Source organism: Paenarthrobacter sp. NPDC089714 (assembly GCF_044748905.1).
Classification (GTDB): Bacteria; Actinomycetota; Actinomycetes; order Actinomycetales; family Micrococcaceae; genus Arthrobacter.
The window spans coordinates 106,514-122,765 of record NZ_JBIVGX010000008.1 but is presented as its reverse complement, the minus strand read 5'-3'; the positions used below and the strand labels follow the sequence as shown (position 1 = coordinate 122,765).

Annotated in this window: 18 protein-coding genes and 1 tRNA gene; 9 read left to right on the top strand and 10 right to left on the bottom strand. The window is 63.5% G+C overall.

Going from position 1 to position 16,252, the window contains the following annotated elements:
• Positions 1-2: 2 nt before the first annotated feature.
• Both ACIPY3_RS14975 and ACIPY3_RS14970 read right to left on the bottom strand, forming a co-directional pair.
• Positions 3-305: an urease subunit gamma gene (locus ACIPY3_RS14975; protein ID WP_284977070.1), complete on the bottom strand. Its 303-nt coding sequence runs from the start codon at positions 303-305 to the stop codon at positions 3-5.
• Positions 306-484: 179 nt separating this feature from the next.
• A complete protein-coding gene (locus ACIPY3_RS14970) occupies positions 485-1,114 on the bottom strand; it encodes a DedA family protein (RefSeq protein WP_400335254.1) in 630 nt (209 codons plus the stop codon).
• A 155-nt stretch (positions 1,115-1,269) separates the two neighbouring features.
• On the opposite strand from ACIPY3_RS14970, the gene ACIPY3_RS14965 reads away from it, so the two are divergent.
• From ACIPY3_RS14965 to ACIPY3_RS14950, 4 genes are all read left to right on the top strand, one after another.
• Positions 1,270-2,469 carry a pyridoxal phosphate-dependent aminotransferase gene (locus tag ACIPY3_RS14965; RefSeq protein ID WP_400335252.1) on the top strand — a complete coding sequence of 400 codons (1,200 nt, stop codon included), beginning with the start codon at positions 1,270-1,272 and terminating at the stop codon, positions 2,467-2,469.
• Complete coding sequence (locus ACIPY3_RS14960) at positions 2,466-3,425, top strand: 2-hydroxyacid dehydrogenase (protein ID WP_400335250.1); 960 nt, start codon at positions 2,466-2,468, stop codon at positions 3,423-3,425. Before ACIPY3_RS14965 ends, ACIPY3_RS14960 begins: the two co-directional genes overlap by 4 nt.
• 131 nt (positions 3,426-3,556) lie before the next feature.
• On the top strand, positions 3,557-4,411 hold the full coding sequence (locus ACIPY3_RS14955) for a hypothetical protein (protein WP_400335248.1): 855 nt from the start codon (positions 3,557-3,559) through the stop codon (positions 4,409-4,411).
• Between the two features lie 7 nt (positions 4,412-4,418).
• Entirely contained in the window at positions 4,419-4,640 is a 222-nt protein-coding gene (locus tag ACIPY3_RS14950; protein ID WP_400335246.1) for a hypothetical protein, read from the top strand.
• On the opposite strand, the gene ACIPY3_RS14945 is transcribed toward ACIPY3_RS14950, so the two are convergent.
• On the bottom strand, positions 4,637-5,740 hold the full coding sequence (locus ACIPY3_RS14945; protein WP_400335244.1) for a D-TA family PLP-dependent enzyme: 1,104 nt from the start codon (positions 5,738-5,740) through the stop codon (positions 4,637-4,639). The two genes, ACIPY3_RS14950 and ACIPY3_RS14945, sit on opposite strands and share 4 nt — an antisense overlap.
• A gap of 16 nt (positions 5,741-5,756) precedes the next feature.
• Entirely contained in the window at positions 5,757-6,755 is a 999-nt protein-coding gene (locus tag ACIPY3_RS14940; protein ID WP_400335242.1) for a LacI family DNA-binding transcriptional regulator, read from the bottom strand.
• Positions 6,756-6,913: 158 nt separating this feature from the next.
• Between ACIPY3_RS14940 and ACIPY3_RS14935 the strand changes: the two genes are divergently transcribed.
• Together ACIPY3_RS14935 and ACIPY3_RS14930 are read left to right on the top strand one after the other, a co-directional pair.
• Positions 6,914-7,198: a hypothetical protein gene (locus ACIPY3_RS14935; RefSeq protein WP_400335240.1), complete on the top strand. Its 285-nt coding sequence runs from the start codon at positions 6,914-6,916 to the stop codon at positions 7,196-7,198.
• A 94-nt stretch (positions 7,199-7,292) separates the two neighbouring features.
• A complete protein-coding gene (locus ACIPY3_RS14930; RefSeq protein WP_400335238.1) occupies positions 7,293-7,664 on the top strand; it encodes a hypothetical protein in 372 nt (123 codons plus the stop codon).
• Positions 7,665-7,671: 7 nt separating this feature from the next.
• Here ACIPY3_RS14930 and ACIPY3_RS14925 read toward each other — a convergent pair whose 3' ends face one another.
• Both ACIPY3_RS14925 and ACIPY3_RS14920 read right to left on the bottom strand, forming a co-directional pair.
• Complete coding sequence (locus tag ACIPY3_RS14925) at positions 7,672-9,195, bottom strand: alpha-N-arabinofuranosidase (RefSeq protein ID WP_400335235.1); 1,524 nt, start codon at positions 9,193-9,195, stop codon at positions 7,672-7,674.
• A 154-nt stretch (positions 9,196-9,349) separates the two neighbouring features.
• Positions 9,350-9,422 (bottom strand) — tRNA-Lys (locus tag ACIPY3_RS14920).
• 359 nt (positions 9,423-9,781) lie between these two features.
• On the opposite strand from ACIPY3_RS14920, the gene ACIPY3_RS14915 reads away from it, so the two are divergent.
• Positions 9,782-10,441, top strand: a complete 660-nt coding sequence (locus tag ACIPY3_RS14915) for a hypothetical protein (protein WP_400269924.1) — start codon at positions 9,782-9,784, stop codon at positions 10,439-10,441.
• Positions 10,442-10,630: 189 nt separating this feature from the next.
• On the opposite strand, the gene ACIPY3_RS14910 is transcribed toward ACIPY3_RS14915, so the two are convergent.
• Positions 10,631-11,347, bottom strand: coding sequence for a hypothetical protein (locus ACIPY3_RS14910; RefSeq protein WP_400335233.1), 717 nt, complete (start codon positions 11,345-11,347; stop codon positions 10,631-10,633).
• A gap of 209 nt (positions 11,348-11,556) precedes the next feature.
• Between ACIPY3_RS14910 and ACIPY3_RS14905 the strand changes: the two genes are divergently transcribed.
• Complete coding sequence (locus ACIPY3_RS14905; protein ID WP_400335232.1) at positions 11,557-12,174, top strand: DUF47 domain-containing protein; 618 nt, start codon at positions 11,557-11,559, stop codon at positions 12,172-12,174.
• A 1-nt stretch (position 12,175) separates the two neighbouring features.
• Positions 12,176-13,192, top strand: a complete 1,017-nt coding sequence (locus ACIPY3_RS14900; RefSeq protein ID WP_400335230.1) for an anion permease — start codon at positions 12,176-12,178, stop codon at positions 13,190-13,192.
• A gap of 167 nt (positions 13,193-13,359) precedes the next feature.
• On the opposite strand, the gene pstB is transcribed toward ACIPY3_RS14900, so the two are convergent.
• The 3 genes from pstB to pstC all read right to left on the bottom strand — a co-directional run bounded on the left by pstB (position 13,360) and on the right by pstC (position 16,243).
• Positions 13,360-14,139, bottom strand: coding sequence for a phosphate ABC transporter ATP-binding protein PstB (gene pstB, locus ACIPY3_RS14895; protein ID WP_387438981.1), 780 nt, complete (start codon positions 14,137-14,139; stop codon positions 13,360-13,362).
• Between the two features lie 67 nt (positions 14,140-14,206).
• Positions 14,207-15,310 (bottom strand): phosphate ABC transporter permease PstA, encoded by a 1,104-nt coding sequence (pstA, locus tag ACIPY3_RS14890; RefSeq protein WP_400335228.1) that lies wholly within the window; start codon positions 15,308-15,310, stop codon positions 14,207-14,209.
• A complete protein-coding gene (gene pstC / locus ACIPY3_RS14885) occupies positions 15,311-16,243 on the bottom strand; it encodes a phosphate ABC transporter permease subunit PstC (RefSeq protein ID WP_397325382.1) in 933 nt (310 codons plus the stop codon).
• Between the last annotated feature and the right edge of the window lie 9 nt (positions 16,244-16,252).

Sequence of the window (16,252 nt, the reverse complement as noted above, 5' to 3'; positions counted from 1 at the left end):
TCCTAGCGGATGGGGTCGTGGACGGTCACGAGCTTGGTGCCGTCGGGGAAAGTGGCTTCGATCTGGACGTCGTGGATCATCTCGGGGACGCCTTCCATCACGTCCTCGCGGCGGAGCAATGTGGTTCCGTAACTCATGAGCTCGGCCACGGTCTTGCCATCGCGGGCACCCTCAATGAGCTCGTAACTGATGATCGCGACTGCCTCGGGGTAGTTCAGCTTCAACCCGCGGGCCTGCCTGCGCCGGGCGAGATCAGCCGCCACCACGATCATGAGTTTTTCCTGCTCACGCGGCAAAAGATGCATAGGTTCTCCTTCAAACTTCCTGGTGCTGCGCAGACGGACGTCTGATCACTCGAGGCTGGAACAGCCGAGGACGTCGGGCGCTACTTCTCTTATAGCCCCAAACGTCTGACATATCTACTTGAGATCCCCGCCAACGAATTGCGACCAGCGTATGACTTGCAAAGTTTCGTCCGCGTTTCCTAGTCCTGCAGCCCGGCCTTCGATTTCCCCTCGGCCCGGTGCTTCCGCACCTGCCAGATCAAGAGAAGTACGACGGCGATGCCCGCGACTACCAGCGCGGCGCCGCGGCCGAAGGTGCGGGCAACTTCCTCGTAGGAACTCCCCGCAAGGAAGCCGATGGTGACGAACAGGCTGCCCCAAACAATGCCGCCGGTAAAGTTCCACGTGGCGAAACGCCGGTAGGGCATTTGGCTCAAGCCGGCGAGAGCGGGCATGACGGCACGGAAAAACGCCGTGAAGCGTCCAAGGAAGACGGCCAGGCCACCCCGCCGGGCGAGGAAGTCCTCTGCTTCTTGCAGTCGGGCACGTCGCTTGTCCAGGATCTTCATCCGCATGATCCGCGGGCCCAGGTGTTTCCCGATTTCGTATCCCACGGTGTCACCGAGGATGGCGGCAGATACCACCACCAGGATCATGACCCACAGCGGCAGGTCACCTTGGCTGGCGAAGACTCCGCCGATGACCGCGGCGGTTTCCCCGGGGATGACGAAGCCGATGAAGAGCGCGTCCTCGGCGAAGACCAATGCGAAAACGATGCAGGCCACCACCAGGGTACTGGCGTGGAGGAGCCCCTCAAGCAGCGACTGCATGGCTCTGAGTGTGTCAGAAAACCGTTCGCGCAGGGAGGGCGGAAGGCAGCACTAAATTCTCCGGCAACCCATAGACAGCCTGATACATCACTAATATACTAGTTGCGTACTTCACGCTACAAGCGTGACCAGCTCGATGAGGAGTTATACCGCACATGCAGAAACTCGCACACCGGCTTGAACGCCTGGGCACCGAAACTGCTTTCAGCGTCGCGCAGGCCGCCGCTGCCTGGAAGGCGAAGGGCAACCTTGTCTACCCCTTCCACCTTGGCGACATCAACATCCCGACGGCCCCGCACATCATTGAAGCGATGAACAAGGCCATCGCCGATGGGTACACCGGTTACTGCCCGGGCCCGGGCATCCCCCAGTTGCGCGAAGCCCTGGCCGAGGACATCGGATCCCGCCGCGGCATCGAGTTCTCCCCCGAGAACGTGGTGGTCATGACCGGCGGCAAGCCCGTGATCACCAAATTCCTGCAGGCCGTGATGAACCCCGGCGAGGAAGTCCTCTACCCCAACCCCGGCTTCCCGATCTACGAATCCCAGATCGAATACCTCGGCGGCACGGCCGTTCCCTACCGCTACGTGCCCACTTCCCAGGGCTTCGCGATCGACCTGGACCAGGTCAGCGCCTCGATCACCCCGAACACCACCGCGATCATCTACAACGACCTGCAGAACCCGATCTCGGCCGAATCCACCGCCGCCGAGCGTGAAGCGATCGCCCAGATCGCGATCGAGCACGACCTCTGGGTCCTCTCCGACGAGGCCTACTTCGAAACCCGCTACGAGGGTGTCTCCTCCTCCATCACCTCCATCCCGGGCATGGCCGAGCGCACCGTGATCCTGTACACGTTCTCCAAGAAGTTCGCGATGACCGGCTCCCGGCTGGGCTGCGCCGTGGCCCCCAAGGAGATCGCCCAGGTCCTGTCCACGTTGAACACCAACGACGAGTCCTGCACCACCCACTACGTCCAGTGGGCAGGCATCGAAGCGCTCCGCGGACCCCAGGAACCGGTCCAGGACATGCTGGACATCCTCAAGGGCCGCCGCGACGCTGCCTGCGAGATCGTCAACACCATCCCCGGCATGAGCGTGGCCGTTCCGCAGTCCACCTTTTACCTGTTCCCGGACGTCACCGACGCCATGGCCCGCCTGGGCTACACGGCCGTCGGCGATTTTGCCTCCGACGCCCTCTACAAGACCGGCGTGTCCTTCTGCACCCGCGAGCACTTCGGCCGGCGCCTGCCCGGCGAAGACCGCCAATACATCCGCCTGGCCTACTCCGGTATTGAAGTCCCCGCCATCCAAGAGGGCCTGGGCCGCCTGCGTGAATGGATCGCAAGCGCATGAGCCGCGTCGTCGTCACGGGACGCATCCCCGAAGCCGCCCTCGAAAACCTCCGCGCCAACCACGACGTCCTCGCCTGGGAAGGTGAAGGGTCCATCAGCCGCGAAGAACTCCTCCGCCGCGTCGCCGGAGCCGACGCCATCGTCAGCCTCCTCACCGAACGCGTCGACGCCGAACTGCTCGACGCCGCCGGCCCGCAACTGAAGGTCGTCTCCAACGTCGCCGTGGGCTACGACAACATCGACGTCCCGGCCTGCACCGAACGCGGGATCACCGCCACCAACACCCCCGGCGTGCTCACCGAAGCCACCGCCGACATCGCGTTCGGGCTCATCCTCATGGCCACCCGCCGGCTCGGCGAAGGCGAACGCCTCATCCGCGCCGGACAACCCTGGAAATGGGGCATGTTCTTCCTGCTCGGCTCCAGCCTGCAAGGCAAAACCCTCGGCGTCGTAGGCATGGGCGGCATCGGCATCGCCACCGCACGCCGCGCCAAGGCCTTCGGCATGGACATCGTCTACCAATCCCGCAGCGAAATCGACCCCACCATCGCCGCCGAACTCGGTGCCCGCCGCGTCGAACTCGATGAACTCCTGGCGATCTCCGACGTCGTCTCCCTGCACTGCCCGTACGGACCGAACACCCACCACCTCATCGGCGCCGAACAACTCGAAACCATGAAGGACACCGCGTACCTGGTCAACACCGCACGCGGACCCATCATCGACGAAGCAGCCCTCGCCCTCGCCCTGCGCGAAGGCCAGATCGCCGGTGCAGGCCTGGACGTCTTCGAACAAGAACCCAAAGTCCACCCCTGGCTCCTGGAACTCGAAAACGTAGCCCTCGTCCCGCACCTGGGCTCCGCCACCGTCGAAACCCGCACCGCCATGGCAGTCCTCGCCGCTACCAACACCCTCGCCGTCCTGGGCGGCGAACAACCACCAACACCCATCAACTAACGGGCACACAAGAGCGGCGGGTGGGATTTCCCACCCGCCGCTTTTACGTTTCCTATCGGTGCAGTGTGCATCTATCCACAGGCAACACCGCCGTGCTTAGCCCGGAAAAGTTCCCGACATAGACTTCGGACATGGAAATTCCGCCATGGTCGGCGAAGCAGCTGAGAAAGCTGGGGGAATCGATAAGGGACGGCTTAACTGCAAAGCCCGGACTGCCGTCCTACGACGATGTCATGCTGTATTACAACGACGTCGCCGCCGAAACTCAAGAGCTAATTGCCGGTTTGGACTGGACCACGCTGTTGGACCGTCGGCCATTTGAGGTCACGTCCAGGCCCAAAACAATCGACACTCTTCGGCAGAAATTGGTCAGAGACCGAAACACGCCGCTCTCCAACGTCCAAGACATTGCGGGGGTACGATTCGAGGCTGAAATGAGCCTTGATGAACAGGATGCCGTAGCCACGGCCATATCAGGCCATTTCGGGCACAGCCCGGAACGTTGCATGCACGATCTCAGGACACAGCCGCACAGTGGCTACCGCGCAGTTCACCTTTGGCTGAGGTTGCCTGTGCGGGTTGAGGTTCAAATCAGAACCCACATGCAGAGCTCCTGGGCAAACATGTACGAGTCCGCCGCGGACGTCTTGGGACGGGACATAAGGTACGGAGCGTTTCCTGATGATCCCAGCTTGAAGAAATTTGTCACTGACCTTCAAGAAATTTCTGTCGACGGGATTCGACAGCTTGAGTCTGCCCGCAACGGACTGCTTCCCCTCGAATCGTCGTTGGCGACCACCCGTGGTGTGGTGGCTCAATACGATCCGGGAACACGCGACTACGACTTCCACGATCAGCACGCAGCCAGGCAGGCAATCCAACTCGAAGAACTGCGCAACGTTGTCTTGGCGTCTGAAAAAAGTATCCGTGGGCAAATGGAATCGCTCAAAGCTACCTTTGATACGATCCGAGAGACAGGAAGGTGATGATCAGTTGGCTGGTTTCGTAATCAAATACAACAGACGTACTGGCGATCGGATCGTCAAGGAGTTTCCAGGACGGCTGGGGCACAGGGAAGCCCTCAAGCTCCGTCTGGAGCTCGAGCGGGAGCGCGAAAGCCGCGAGTGGGAGATCGTATCCCTTAACAGCGATTCCTTGGAAACTGTCAAGAAGACGCACTCCCGCTACTTCACGGGTCACCTCATCGGAGCCTAGTTATTCCTGCCCCGGGCCGCGACCTTCCACGTATCCGCAACGGCCCCGGCTTGGACAGCGAACACCTCGTCCACCAGATTCATCGTCAGGCACACGTGGTTGGGGATCACCCGTAGTCGCTGGCCCAGCTCCGGCAGTTGCTCCGAACCAGGCCACACAACAGTCGCGTGGTGCTCGGAAAGAGCCGTGATCCGCGCCTCGGGGAACTCCGGCAGCCGCCCGTACCCCGTTGCCCAATCCGGCCGGTCGCTGCCAAGGATCTTGCTTCCCGCATCCACAACGACCCGGCGCACGTTTCCGCCGCTTGCCTCGTGCCGGCTCACCACGGTGGCCGCCACGGTGAGGGCAATGTCCTCCCACGAACACCGTTCCAGTTCCAATTGCTGGGCGTCGCCGAAAACGTAGACGCCCGGCCGCAGCTCCGTCGCGACGGTTTCCGAGTCGATGAGGGCGGTCGGAGTGGATCCCCCGCTGATGATCCGCACCTCGAAGCCGGCTTCAGCCAGGGCCGTCGCAGCCGCGCCAAGCGCTTCGTTTTCGTTGCTGGCCGCGCCCGTGGGCATACCCGGCTTGTAGCTGTGTCCCGGGAAAGTGAACACACCAGCCACAGTCAGTCCGGCCGCGGCGGCAGCCTTCGCCACCTCCACCACTTCGCCGGGCAGGACGCCACTGCGGTGATGGCCACTGTCCACCTCGATCAGGACGTTGATGTCCGGGGCATCCGCCCCCAACTGGGTGCCAAGTTGCGACGCGCTCTCCGCCGAATCCACGCCCACAGCAAGGGAGCATTTCGACGCGAGCTTCCGCAACCGCTCTGCATGAGAAGCCTCCACCCACAGTGGGTAGGCAATGAAGATGTCCGATGCGCCGCCGTCGGCGAACACCTCGGCCTCGCCAATCGTCGCCACCGTGAGGCCCACCGCTCCGGCAGCGAGCTGCTTGGCGGCGATCTCCAGGGTTTTGTGTGTCTTGACGTGCGGCCTGAGCCGCAGCCCGCGTTTGAGCGTGCTTGCCGCCAGGCGTTCGATGTTCCGATCGAGGATATCGACGTCGATCATGACGGCGGGCGTGACAACTTCAGCAGGGACAAACTGGTTCATCCCTCGACAGTAACGCCTACGGCGCGGACTGCCGGACGCGCAGGGAGAACGCCGCTTCGGGCTGCTCCACGGCGCTGCCCTTGCCCTCGATCCGCTGAATCAAGAGGTCGACGGCGCGCTCCGCGATTTCCGTACGGCCCGGCGCCACGGTGGTGAGGGACGGCGAGGAGAAGCGGGCCTCGTCGATGTCATCGAAGCCGGCAACCGCAATCTCTTCCGGAACCTTCATGCCCCGCACCAACAACGCGTGCAGCGCGCCCAAGGCAACGGCGTCGTTCAATCCGAAGACGGCATCGAAGTCCACGCCGCTGTCCAGCAAGCGTCCGATCGCCTCCGCGCCGCCGTCCCGCCGCCAATCGCAGGGCACCACCAGGGCGGGGTCATATTCCACACCGGCGGCAGCGAGCGCAGCCTTGTACCCGGTGAGGCGGAGGCCTCCAGTACCGGTGGTATCGCCGTCGTGCGCTCCCAAAACGGCAAGACGACGGCGGCCGGCCGAGAGCAAGTGCGTGGTGACCGCCGCTGCCGCGTCGAGGTTTCGGATGAGCACCATATCCAGCCGGGGATCCTGGACGAACTCGCCGAGGAGGACCAAGGGCTTCTTGCCCGCGGCCTCGATGATCTGGTCCGCGTCCAAGGCCAGCGGGATAAACAGCAGCCCGTCGGTGAGGCTGCGGAACTGCCCTTGGAGTGCTGCCCGCTCGTGGCTCGCCTCGTTGCCGGACTGTTCCACCAGCACCCGGTACCCGCGCTGCCATGCGGCCTTCATGACGTCGCTGGCCAGCTCGGCGTAATAGGGAATGTTGAGGTCGGCCAGGACCAAGCCCAGCATGCTCGTCTTGCCGGAACGGAGGCTGCGGGCAGTCAGGTTGGTCTCGTAGCCGAGCTCATCGATGGCGTCCAGGACGCGTTGCTTGGTGGCGGGACGGATGAACTCGTAGTTGTTGATGACGTTGGAGACCGTCTTCAGGGACACGCCGGCGGCCCGCGCGACGTCGTTCATGGTGACGGCCAAAGCCACTCCTTCGGTTCGGGTTCGAACGTTGCAGATGCACGGAATCGTTGGGATACATCCTAGGAAACTGTGCCTACCCGCGCGTAACGGTTTAGGCTGTAAGAAATGCTCGGCTGTCTAGCGATTGCCGGGCGCCGGCGATCGTCAAGGCGCGGGACATGGGCTTCGACAGCAATGAACCTGAGCAGAGCCGGGGGCTCCAAGCAGTGCTGACAGCCGGAAGCATCAGTACCGAATCCCTATGGCTGCACTACGTCAGTGTCGGCGGGTCCATGGGCGAACTCGAAGTCGAGGCGTACCTGCAAGGCCTTCTCTCCGTACCTGCGTTCCAGCGCGACATCCTCGCCTTCGCGGCCAACGAGCTATGGGGCAGCTCCTTCGGACCGCATGCACCGTACGCTGACGAACTCGGCCCAACGCCGGAAGAGCCCCTGACCCCGTAGCTGTCACACACCGCTCATACCCCTGCAACGAGCCTGCAACATGAATGCGAGAGGCTGAGCCAAGAGCCAAAGAAGCCAGCCGAGGGGAGCAACCATGGGCATCGCAAACACAGACCTTTTCCAGGCGCTGAAGACACAGGCCAGCTTGGCGCAGGCTTTCGGCACATTGCCGGGCAGCGAAGCCGAGCCGCACGCCTTGAACGCAGGGGAACACATCGAGGCCTGGCACAATGGCCGCCTTTTCCACCGGGGCGTGGTGGTGAAAACAGTCGCGGGCACGGGACTGTTCTGGCTGCAGGATGAGGGCGGGAACCGGAGGCTCCTGGACATGGAGTCCGTGGACGTAGTCCCAGCCGGCAGCCCGGCCCCGGTCCCCGTTGAGGAACCGGAGCCAGTCACCGGGGCCACCGTCACGCCCATCTCGATCTTCCCCATCTTTCAGGATGGCTCGCAGGCGATCGCCTAGTGTCTGCCTAGCCCAGCTGCAGGCGGATCATGCTCCAGCTGACCGCCGGCAGTTCAGCGGTGAGTTTGCCGCCGTCGAGCTTTACACTCACGTTCTCCGACGGCAGGACCGAGGTTGAATCGTCTGCCGTCGCCTGCCAGTACGGGTCCTTGTTGGTGTAGGTCACCGCTTCGATGACCTTGCTTGCGCTGAGGCTTCCGACGGCGGCAGCCAAGGTGAGCGAATCCGTCGTCGAGCGGTTGACGGCGAAGACTACGGCTTCGTTGGCCTCGGCGTCGAGCGTCGCCACGGCCGACAGCGCTGGGAAACCGGACGTCTTGTCACTGTCCAGCAGCGGGGACTCGACGGCGAGGTTCAGCACAGTTCCCGAGGCATGCCGGGAGGTGAGCGCAAACGGGTGGAACGTGGTCTGCTTCCAGGAACGGCCACCCGGCTCGGTCATGATCGGGGCGATGACGTTGACCAACTGCGCGAGGCTGGCCGCGTGGACGCGGTCCGTGTTGCGCAGGAGGGTGATGAGGAGGTCGCCCACCACCACGGCATCGGCAACGGTGTAGCGGTCCTCCAGCAGCACGGGAGCCACGGGCCAGTCATCTCCGGTGGGCGCCTTCGATTCGTCACGGGACATGTGCCACACGTTCCACTCGTCGAACGAGATGTTGACCTGCTTTTCGGACTTCAGGACCGACTTCACGTGGTCGATGTGGGACGTGAGGTCCTTGATGAAGGCTTCCATCCGGTGGCCCGCCGAGAGGTGTTCCTGGAGGTCCCCGAAGTCCTCGAAATACTGGTGCGCGGAGATAAGGTCCACCAGCTCGTAGGTCTCATTGAGGACCACGCGCTCCCATTCACCGAAGGTGGGCATGCTCGGGGCAGAACTGCCGCAGGCCACGAGTTCCAGGTCCGGGTTGACCATGCGCATGGCCCGCGCCGTTTCGGCGGCCACCCGCGCGTACTCCCCCGCCTTCTTGTGGCCGATCTGCCAGAAGCCGTCCATCTCGTTGCCCAAGCACCACATGGTGATGTTGTGGGGCTCGACGGCGCCATTGGCCTTGCGCTGTTCGGAGAGGGCCGTTTCACCCTTGATGTTGGAGTACTCCAGGAGATCCAAGGCTTCCTGGGTTCCCCGCGTGCCGAGGTTGACGGCCATCATGGGCTCGACGCCGGCCTTCGCTGACCACTTTGCGAACTCATCCACGCCCACCAAGTTGGGGTCCGTGGAGTGCCAGGCGAGGTCCAACCGTGCGGGGCGCTGGTCCTTGGGGCCGACGCCGTCCTCCCAGCGGTAGCCGGAGACGAAGTTGCCACCCGGGTAGCGCACGGTTGAGACGCCGAGTTCCTTGGTGAGTTCCAGGACGTCCGTGCGGAATCCGTCTTCATCTGCGGTGGGATGCTCCGGCTCGAAGATTCCGGTGTACACGCAGCGGCCCAGGTGCTCAACGAAGGCCCCGAAGGTCTTCCTGCGAACGGGGCCTACGACGAACGCGGGGTCAACGGTGATTTTGGCAGTGGGGTTTTCTGGGGTTTCCAAGCGGGGTGTCCTTTTGAGTTCTGGTCTGCTGTTTGCTGGTTTACAACGTTGTAGAAACTATGCTGAGGGTGTTTTGGGGTTCGCGTCAAGGGTTTGGTCTCCTGCGAGGGAAAAGAAAACCCCGGGACCACGTGGTCCCGGGGTTTTCGGAGGGTGGGCCCTGTGGGGATCGAACCCACGACCCACGGATTAAAAGTCCGATGCTCTACCAACTGAGCTAAAGGCCCTCCAGCTGTCTAAACAGCCATGAATACTGTACATCACAGCCAGCGGCGCGACAGAACCGTGCCGCCGCCACCCACTTTGGTTAGCGCACGACGGCGGCGCGCGGCCAGGGCGGCGTGTCGGCCCACCATCGGCGGCAAAGCAGGTCGCAGCGGCACACCCCCTCGACTGCGGAACCTCGCGTGCCGCCGCCACCCACTTTGGGCAGCGCACGACGGCGGTGCGCGGCCAGGGCGGCGTGTCGGCCCACCGCCGGCGGCAAAGCAGATCGCAGCGGCACACCCAGGCAGCCCCACGCAGCCCAGGCAGCCCCACCCAACCGTTACTCGACCGCGTCAGGGCACAGGAGTACGGTGAACTCATGAGCGAACAGCCAGGACCACGCGCATACGGCGGAGCCAACAGGCACCACAAACCCAAGCCCTTCGCGCCCATAGATTTCGAACCGTTCGCCGGTGGCGCCGACCCCGCCCGCGTCTCGGAAGCCGCCCACCTCGCGGCCCAAGCGCTGGTCAGGCGTGGCCGCGACAGCGACGACCCCAAAGTCACGCGCAGGCTGGTCAAACTCGCCGACGAACAGGGCCTCGACGCCATCGCCGAGATGTGGGCCGAAAGCCCGGCACGCTCGCTGCCCGGCGCACTCTGGCGGCTCTACGCACTCCGGGCCGCGACCATCCAGAACCCCGAACGCATCTCCGTCTACTTCCGGGCCGGCCGGGACACGGCGCAGGTATCCAACGTTGTGGCAGGCGCAGCCGAACCACCAGGCGCCGATGAAATGAAGACCATGGCGGACGCCATTCTGTCCGGAGCGTTCGACGGCGATTTCGACGTCGCGCTGGAACGTTCCGCCGCGTTTTGCCGGGTGGTGGCACTCGGCCAGGCGACGCTTGCCGATGGTGCCGAGCACAGCAACGAGGGTCACGCCAGCAAGCTGACCCGCAATTCCCATCAACTCGTGAAGACCGCGGAAGACCTGGAACACGCAGCAAATGCATGGCGTTTGGGCGAACTCGATTAGCGATGGAACAGCCAACACAGGGGCCGGAAGTTACCCACTTCCGGCCCCTGCTGTCAATGTTGACTTAGCTCCGGCTACGTAGAAAACTGAAGTTGGTGTCGAACCGCGAAACCCCCGGGCTTCAACTTATAGCCGCTTCGAGCGGCCTACCGCCGAGAGGCGTATCCGGTTCGGCACCATTTTTATGCCCTACTTCAGGGTGATCTTCGTTTCCGCTTGTTCTTTCTTGTCGTGATCCAGCTTCCCGTCAGCACCCGCCGGCGTCATGGTTGCTGAGACCTCGGCTTCCTTGCCCGCCGTGTAGGCGAAGTTCTCGGCAATGTTGAAGGACTCCCCCGGGGCCAACTTGAATGGAGCCTCTTCCTTCAGCTTGATGCCCGAGCTGGTCAGCCCATGCTTCTTGAACTGGTCGCTGCTGGAATCCGAGGGCATGCCACCCAGGTACTTCCAGTCCGTGTACTTGGCGTTCGGCGTGATGAGCGAGTGGCTCAGGGGAATCTCCGCCGAGGAAGTGTTGGTCACTACGTAGTTCACGTAAACCACGGGAGCGCCCTTCTTGAGCAGGTTCTCCTTGGTGTCCTTGTCCACGAACATGCTGTCCTTGGAGGCAACGTCCGTGGCCACCTGGTAGATGTCCACGCTGAAGCTCTCGCCCTTAATGCTGCCGAGCTTGTCTCCCGCGTCCGAAATCGGGAGTGCCCAGGAAGCGGCTTTGTAGGCGCCCGAAGAGGCACCATCAGCGGAGGCAGAGGCAGACGGTGAGGCAGACGCAGAAGCCGACGACGAGGAGGACGACGACGGTTCGGAACCTGCCGCCGTCGTGCCTGTACCGCCGCCGCAGGCACTCAAGGCCAGCATTCCGGCAAAGGCGATGCCGGTGATCTTCACTACATTGTTGATACGCACAATTCCCCCATTGAGTTGATTAATTCGGTAACGTCACTAGATTTCCATAAAACGCAAGGGAGTTGCCATGGGGAGAAGTGCCCGCGTGTCGGCAATCCGGGAAAGCCACATAACACGGCGGCGCCCTGCGTACAGGTAAAGTTATGACCGAAACGGGAAGCGTCAAGTCAAGCTGCCCGCCGCCCATCCGACCCCCGACCGGAAGCGACATGAAGCTGCGCCTTTTCCCCCAGGAGCCTGCCGGGCTGGTACTTCTCGCGCAGATGGCCGGTGTCATTGTGACGGCAACGGGTACGCTCTCGGAGATCCTCGGCGCGCCCGCCAGCGAGCACGAGCGGCTCAGCGAGGAACTGCACGAGCACGAGTCCAAGTCGTTGGACCTGCACTTTGCGCTCCTGACGCACATGCGCACCAGCTTTGTGAACCCGCTCCCCCGCGAGGACATGTACACACTGTCCCGCCACCTCAACGAGGCCATGGAAAAGCTTGACGCTGTCGGTGAACTCGTGGCGCTGTACAAACTGGACCGCCTGCCCAAGCGGGCCGCCGACCAGCTGGAAATCATCAGCCGGCAGGCCGAGCTCACCGTTGATGCCATGCGCAAGCTCGAGGACCTGGACGAACTCGAGGACTACTGGATCGAAATCCTGCGGCTTGCCAAGCGGGCCGAGCGGACGCACCGGACCTGGGTAGCCGAGATGCTCAAGGACATGAAGTCCACCCAGTACGCCCGGCACCGGGACATCGCCAACGAACTGGTGGAAGTCACCAAGGACATGCGGAAGATCGCTACGCAGGTAGGCAGCATCATCGTCAAGGAATCATGACGTGACCACTGCCATCCTGGTCCTCGTGGTGGGCTTGGCCGCAGGATTCGCGTTCCTGAACGGCTTCCGTGACGTCTCGAACGCCGTAGCGCTTTCCACCAGGACGCGCGCCCTCACGCCGTCCATTGCCGTGCTCCTGGCGGTCATTTTCAACTTCGTAGGAGCCATGCTGAGCGGCAGCTTCGTGCTCTCGTTTACCCAGGACTGGATCACCCTGCCGTCCGGCACCAGTGGTTTGACCATGCTCGCTTCCGCCCTGGCCGCAGCAATCCTCTGGGGCGTCTATGCCTGGTGGCGGGGCATTCCCCTGTCTTCCACGAACTCGCTCATGGGCGGCTTGATTGGGGCCGGGGCCGCGAGTGTCCTGGTGGGCGGCAACTTCATCGACGGCGTGGACTCCGTACTCATCACACAGGTAGTGCTCCCGCTGCTGGTGTCCCCCGTGATCGCGTTCGTTGCCGCTTACCTGCTGGTGTGGCCGGTGACGTGGGCCGCCCGTTACGCCCAGCCCAATGTCATCAACCGGCGGTTCCGCCGGGCACAGGCTGTCTCCTCAGCGGCGGTTGCGTTCGGCCACGGCCTGCAGGACGGACAACGCACGACGGCGGTGCTCCTCCTGGCGCTGGTGGCGGCGGGACTCGAATCCGGCGCGGGAGTACCCTTCTGGATCCTCTTCGTCACGGCCCTCATGCTGACAGCCGGAACACTGTTCGGGGGCTGGCGGATCTCGCACAACCTCGGGTACAGGATGATCCGGATCGACCCGCTGCGGGGCTTCGTCGCGCAAACCCTGACGTCGGTGATGCTGTTTGTCGGCGCGATCGGCCTGCACTTCCCGTTGTCCACCACGCACACCCTTACGGCCTCGGCCCTGGGTGCGGGAACCAACCAGCGCTTCCACGTGACCAACCGCCGGCTGGTGCGCCGGATCCTGCTTTTCTGGCTGGTCACCCCGGTCATCACGGCGGCCGTGGCTTTCATCCTCGAGCTGGCCTTCTCACCCCTCGCGCACCTCTAAACCCCTCACCCAACTGGGTCGCATTTGTGCGCGTTTTGAGGGCTCAAAACGCGCACAAATGCGACCCAGTTGGGTACAAAAAAGCGACGGCGGCCGTACCCCCAAGGCGACGGCCGCCGTCGTAATTCGCCGGTTCCCCCCATGGAAGCCGGAGCCTGCGGAACCCCTTATCCGAAGCGGCCGGACACGTAGTCCTCAGTGGCCTTCTGGGACGGGTTGTTGAAGATGGACGTGGTGTCGGCGAACTCGATGAGCTTGCCCGGCTTGCCCGTGCCGGCGATGTTGAAGAACGCGGTCTTGTCAGAGACGCGGGCCGCCTGCTGCATGTTGTGGGTCACGATCACCACGGTGTACTGGTCCTTGAGCTCGTTGATGAGGTCTTCAACGGCCAGGGTGGAGATGGGGTCCAAGGCGGAGCACGGCTCGTCCATGAGGATCACCTGGGGCTCAACGGCGATGGCGCGGGCGATGCACAGACGCTGCTGCTGGCCACCGGAAAGGCCGGATCCGGGCTTGTCCAGCCGGTCCTTGACTTCGTTCCAAAGGTTGGCGCCCACCAGGGACTTCTCAACCAGAGCGTCGGCCGCACCCTTGGAGATCTTCTTGTTGTTCAGCTTCACGCCGGCCAGCACGTTGTCCCGGATGGACATGGTGGGGAACGGGTTGGGGCGCTGGAAGACCATGCCAACCTGTGTCCGGACGGTGACGGGATCCACGCCGGGACCGTAGAGGTTGTCGCCGTCGAGCAGGACTTCACCCTCAACACGGGCGCCCGGAAGGACCTCGTGCATGCGGTTCAGGGTGCGCAGGAAGGTGGACTTGCCACAGCCGGACGGGCCGATGAAGGCCGTGACGGACTTGGCCTCGATGTTGATGTTGACGCCTTCAACGGCAAGGAAGTTGCCGTAGTAGACATTCAAGTCTTTGACGTCGATGCGCTTGGACATGGTGTTCCTTTGTTCCTTGGGGGGTCTGGAAGTTTTTGACGTAGCAGCGTCGGAGCTGCCGGCCCGGCTAGCGTCCTGTTTTCGGAGCGAAGATGCGGGCGATGAGGCGTGCTCCGAGGTTCAGGAGCATCACCAGGATGATCAGCACCAGGGCGGCGCCCCAAGCACGCTGGTCCGAGGGGCCAGGGTTGGACGGCGACGTCGGGTTGAGGATCTGCGTGTAGATGAACGTGGGGAGGGAGGCCATCCAGCCGCCGAACACGTTGTTGTTGATGGTGGTGGCGAAGCCGGCGGTGACCAGGATCGGCGCGGTTTCACCGATCACGCGGGCGATTGCCAAGGTGACGCCGGACGCGATGCCGGAGATCGCCGTCGGAATGACCACCTTCACGATGGTGCGCCACTTGCGGACGCCCAGCGCGTAGGACGCTTCGCGGAGCTCGTTCGGGACGATCTTGAGCATTTCCTCGCTGGAGCGGACAACCACCGGGATCATGAGGACGGAAAGCGCGACGGCGGCTACCGCACCGGTCTTGGTTCCGGGCCCCACGATGGCGAAGAAGAACGCTGCCGCGAAGAGGCCTGCCACGATGGACGGGATGCCGGTCATGACGTCCACGAAGAACGTGATGGCGCGGGCCAGCGGGCGGTCGTTGCCGTACTCCACCAGGTAGATCGCGGTCAGCAGCCCAACGGGCACCGAGATGACGGTGGCCAGCAGGGTGATCTGGATGGTGCCGAGCAGCGCATGGTAGATACCGCCGAGGACCTTGCCGCCCTCTTCCACTGCCTTGTTGTCGAAGGCGCCGGTCACGCCATTCATGGAGGTGCCAAGGAAGCCGGGGGTGACCAGGCCGGGAATGCCGTTGACCAGCACCGTCCAGATGACGGAGACCAGTGGCAGGAGTGCGATCAGGAAGGCACCGACCACCAGGCAGGTGGCCAGCTTGTCCTTGGCCTTGCGGGCACCTTCAACTGCGCCGCTCCAGGCGACCAGGCCAACGGTGAACAGGATGGCCGAGACCAATCCCCAGCCGAAGGCGTTAAAGCCGATGAGTGCCAGGATGGCGGCACCAAGGATCAGGGCGACGGCCAGGACGATGTAGGGCGCGAACTTGGGCAGTTGGCCCTTGGTGAGCGCTGAGCGCTTGCGGACTACTGTGGCGGTCATTTAGTTGGCTCCCGAGAATTCTTTGTGCTTGCTGATGATCCAGCGGGCGATCATGTTCACGCCAAGGGTGATGACGAACAGCACCAGGCCGGCGGCGATCAGCGTGTTCACCTTGATGCCGCTGGCTTCGGGGAAGTTCAGGGCAATCTCGGCGGCGATGGTCTGGTTGCCGGACTGGATCAGGCTCGCGGTCAACACACCGGAGGAGAGCACCAGGGCTACGGCCATGGTTTCACCAAGCGCGCGGCCCAGTCCCAGCATGATCGCGCTGATGATGCCCGGACGGCCGAAGGGCAGCACGGCCATCTTGATCATTTCCCAGCGGGTGGCTCCCAGTGCCAGGGCGGCTTCCTCGTGCAGCTTGGGGGTCTGCAGGAAGATTTCGCGGGAGAGGGAGGTGATGATCGGCAAGACCATGACGGACAGGACGATGCCCGCGGTCAGGATGGTCTTGCCTGTAGCGGAGGCGGGACCCTGGAAGAGCGGGATCCAGCCCAGGTTGTTGGCCAGCCAGTCGTAGGCCGGGGAGATTTCCTTGGCCAGGAACGCCGCACCCCAGGCACCGTAGACAACCGACGGGATGGCAGCGAGGAGGTCCACCACGTAGCCCAGGCCCGAAGCGAGCCGGCGGGGTGCGTAGTGCGAGATGAACAGTGCCACGCCAATGGCCACGGGGGTGGCGATGACGAGGGCGATCACGGCGGCGATCAGCGTGCCCACCACGATCGGGGCGATGTAGGCAAAGAAGCCGTGCCCGCCTTGGATGTTCTCCGGCGGAGCCACGAGCGCCGGGATGGCCTGAACCACAAGGAACAACGCGACTCCGAAGAGAACCGCAAGAATCAGGCACCCTGCGGCCATGGCGGCCCCGGAGAAAACCTTGTCCCCGGCGCGGCCTGCGCCTTGGGAGGTTGTCAGGGAGTTGGTGGTCACTTCACGATC

Bases quoted from the DNA above. Each gene is read 5' to 3' on its own strand.
- ACIPY3_RS14960 (WP_400335250.1), top strand. From the start codon at position 2,466: ATGAGCCGCGTCGTCGTCACGGGACGCATCCCCGAAGCCGCCCTCGAA.
- ACIPY3_RS14930 (WP_400335238.1), top strand. From the start codon at position 7,293: ATGGGCATCGCAAACACAGACCTTTTCCAGGCGCTGAAGACACAGGCC.
- ACIPY3_RS14905 (WP_400335232.1), top strand. From the start codon at position 11,557: ATGAAGCTGCGCCTTTTCCCCCAGGAGCCTGCCGGGCTGGTACTTCTC.
- ACIPY3_RS14955 (WP_400335248.1), top strand. From the start codon at position 3,557: ATGGAAATTCCGCCATGGTCGGCGAAGCAGCTGAGAAAGCTGGGGGAA.
- pstB (WP_387438981.1), bottom strand. From the start codon at position 14,139: ATGTCCAAGCGCATCGACGTCAAAGACTTGAATGTCTACTACGGCAAC.
- ACIPY3_RS14945 (WP_400335244.1), bottom strand. From the start codon at position 5,740: ATGAACCAGTTTGTCCCTGCTGAAGTTGTCACGCCCGCCGTCATGATC.
- ACIPY3_RS14935 (WP_400335240.1), top strand. From the start codon at position 6,914: ATGGGCTTCGACAGCAATGAACCTGAGCAGAGCCGGGGGCTCCAAGCA.
- ACIPY3_RS14975 (WP_284977070.1), bottom strand. From the start codon at position 305: ATGCATCTTTTGCCGCGTGAGCAGGAAAAACTCATGATCGTGGTGGCG.
- ACIPY3_RS14965 (WP_400335252.1), top strand. From the start codon at position 1,270: ATGCAGAAACTCGCACACCGGCTTGAACGCCTGGGCACCGAAACTGCT.
- ACIPY3_RS14915 (WP_400269924.1), top strand. From the start codon at position 9,782: ATGAGCGAACAGCCAGGACCACGCGCATACGGCGGAGCCAACAGGCAC.
- pstA (WP_400335228.1), bottom strand. From the start codon at position 15,310: ATGACCGCCACAGTAGTCCGCAAGCGCTCAGCGCTCACCAAGGGCCAA.
- ACIPY3_RS14970 (WP_400335254.1), bottom strand. From the start codon at position 1,114: ATGCAGTCGCTGCTTGAGGGGCTCCTCCACGCCAGTACCCTGGTGGTG.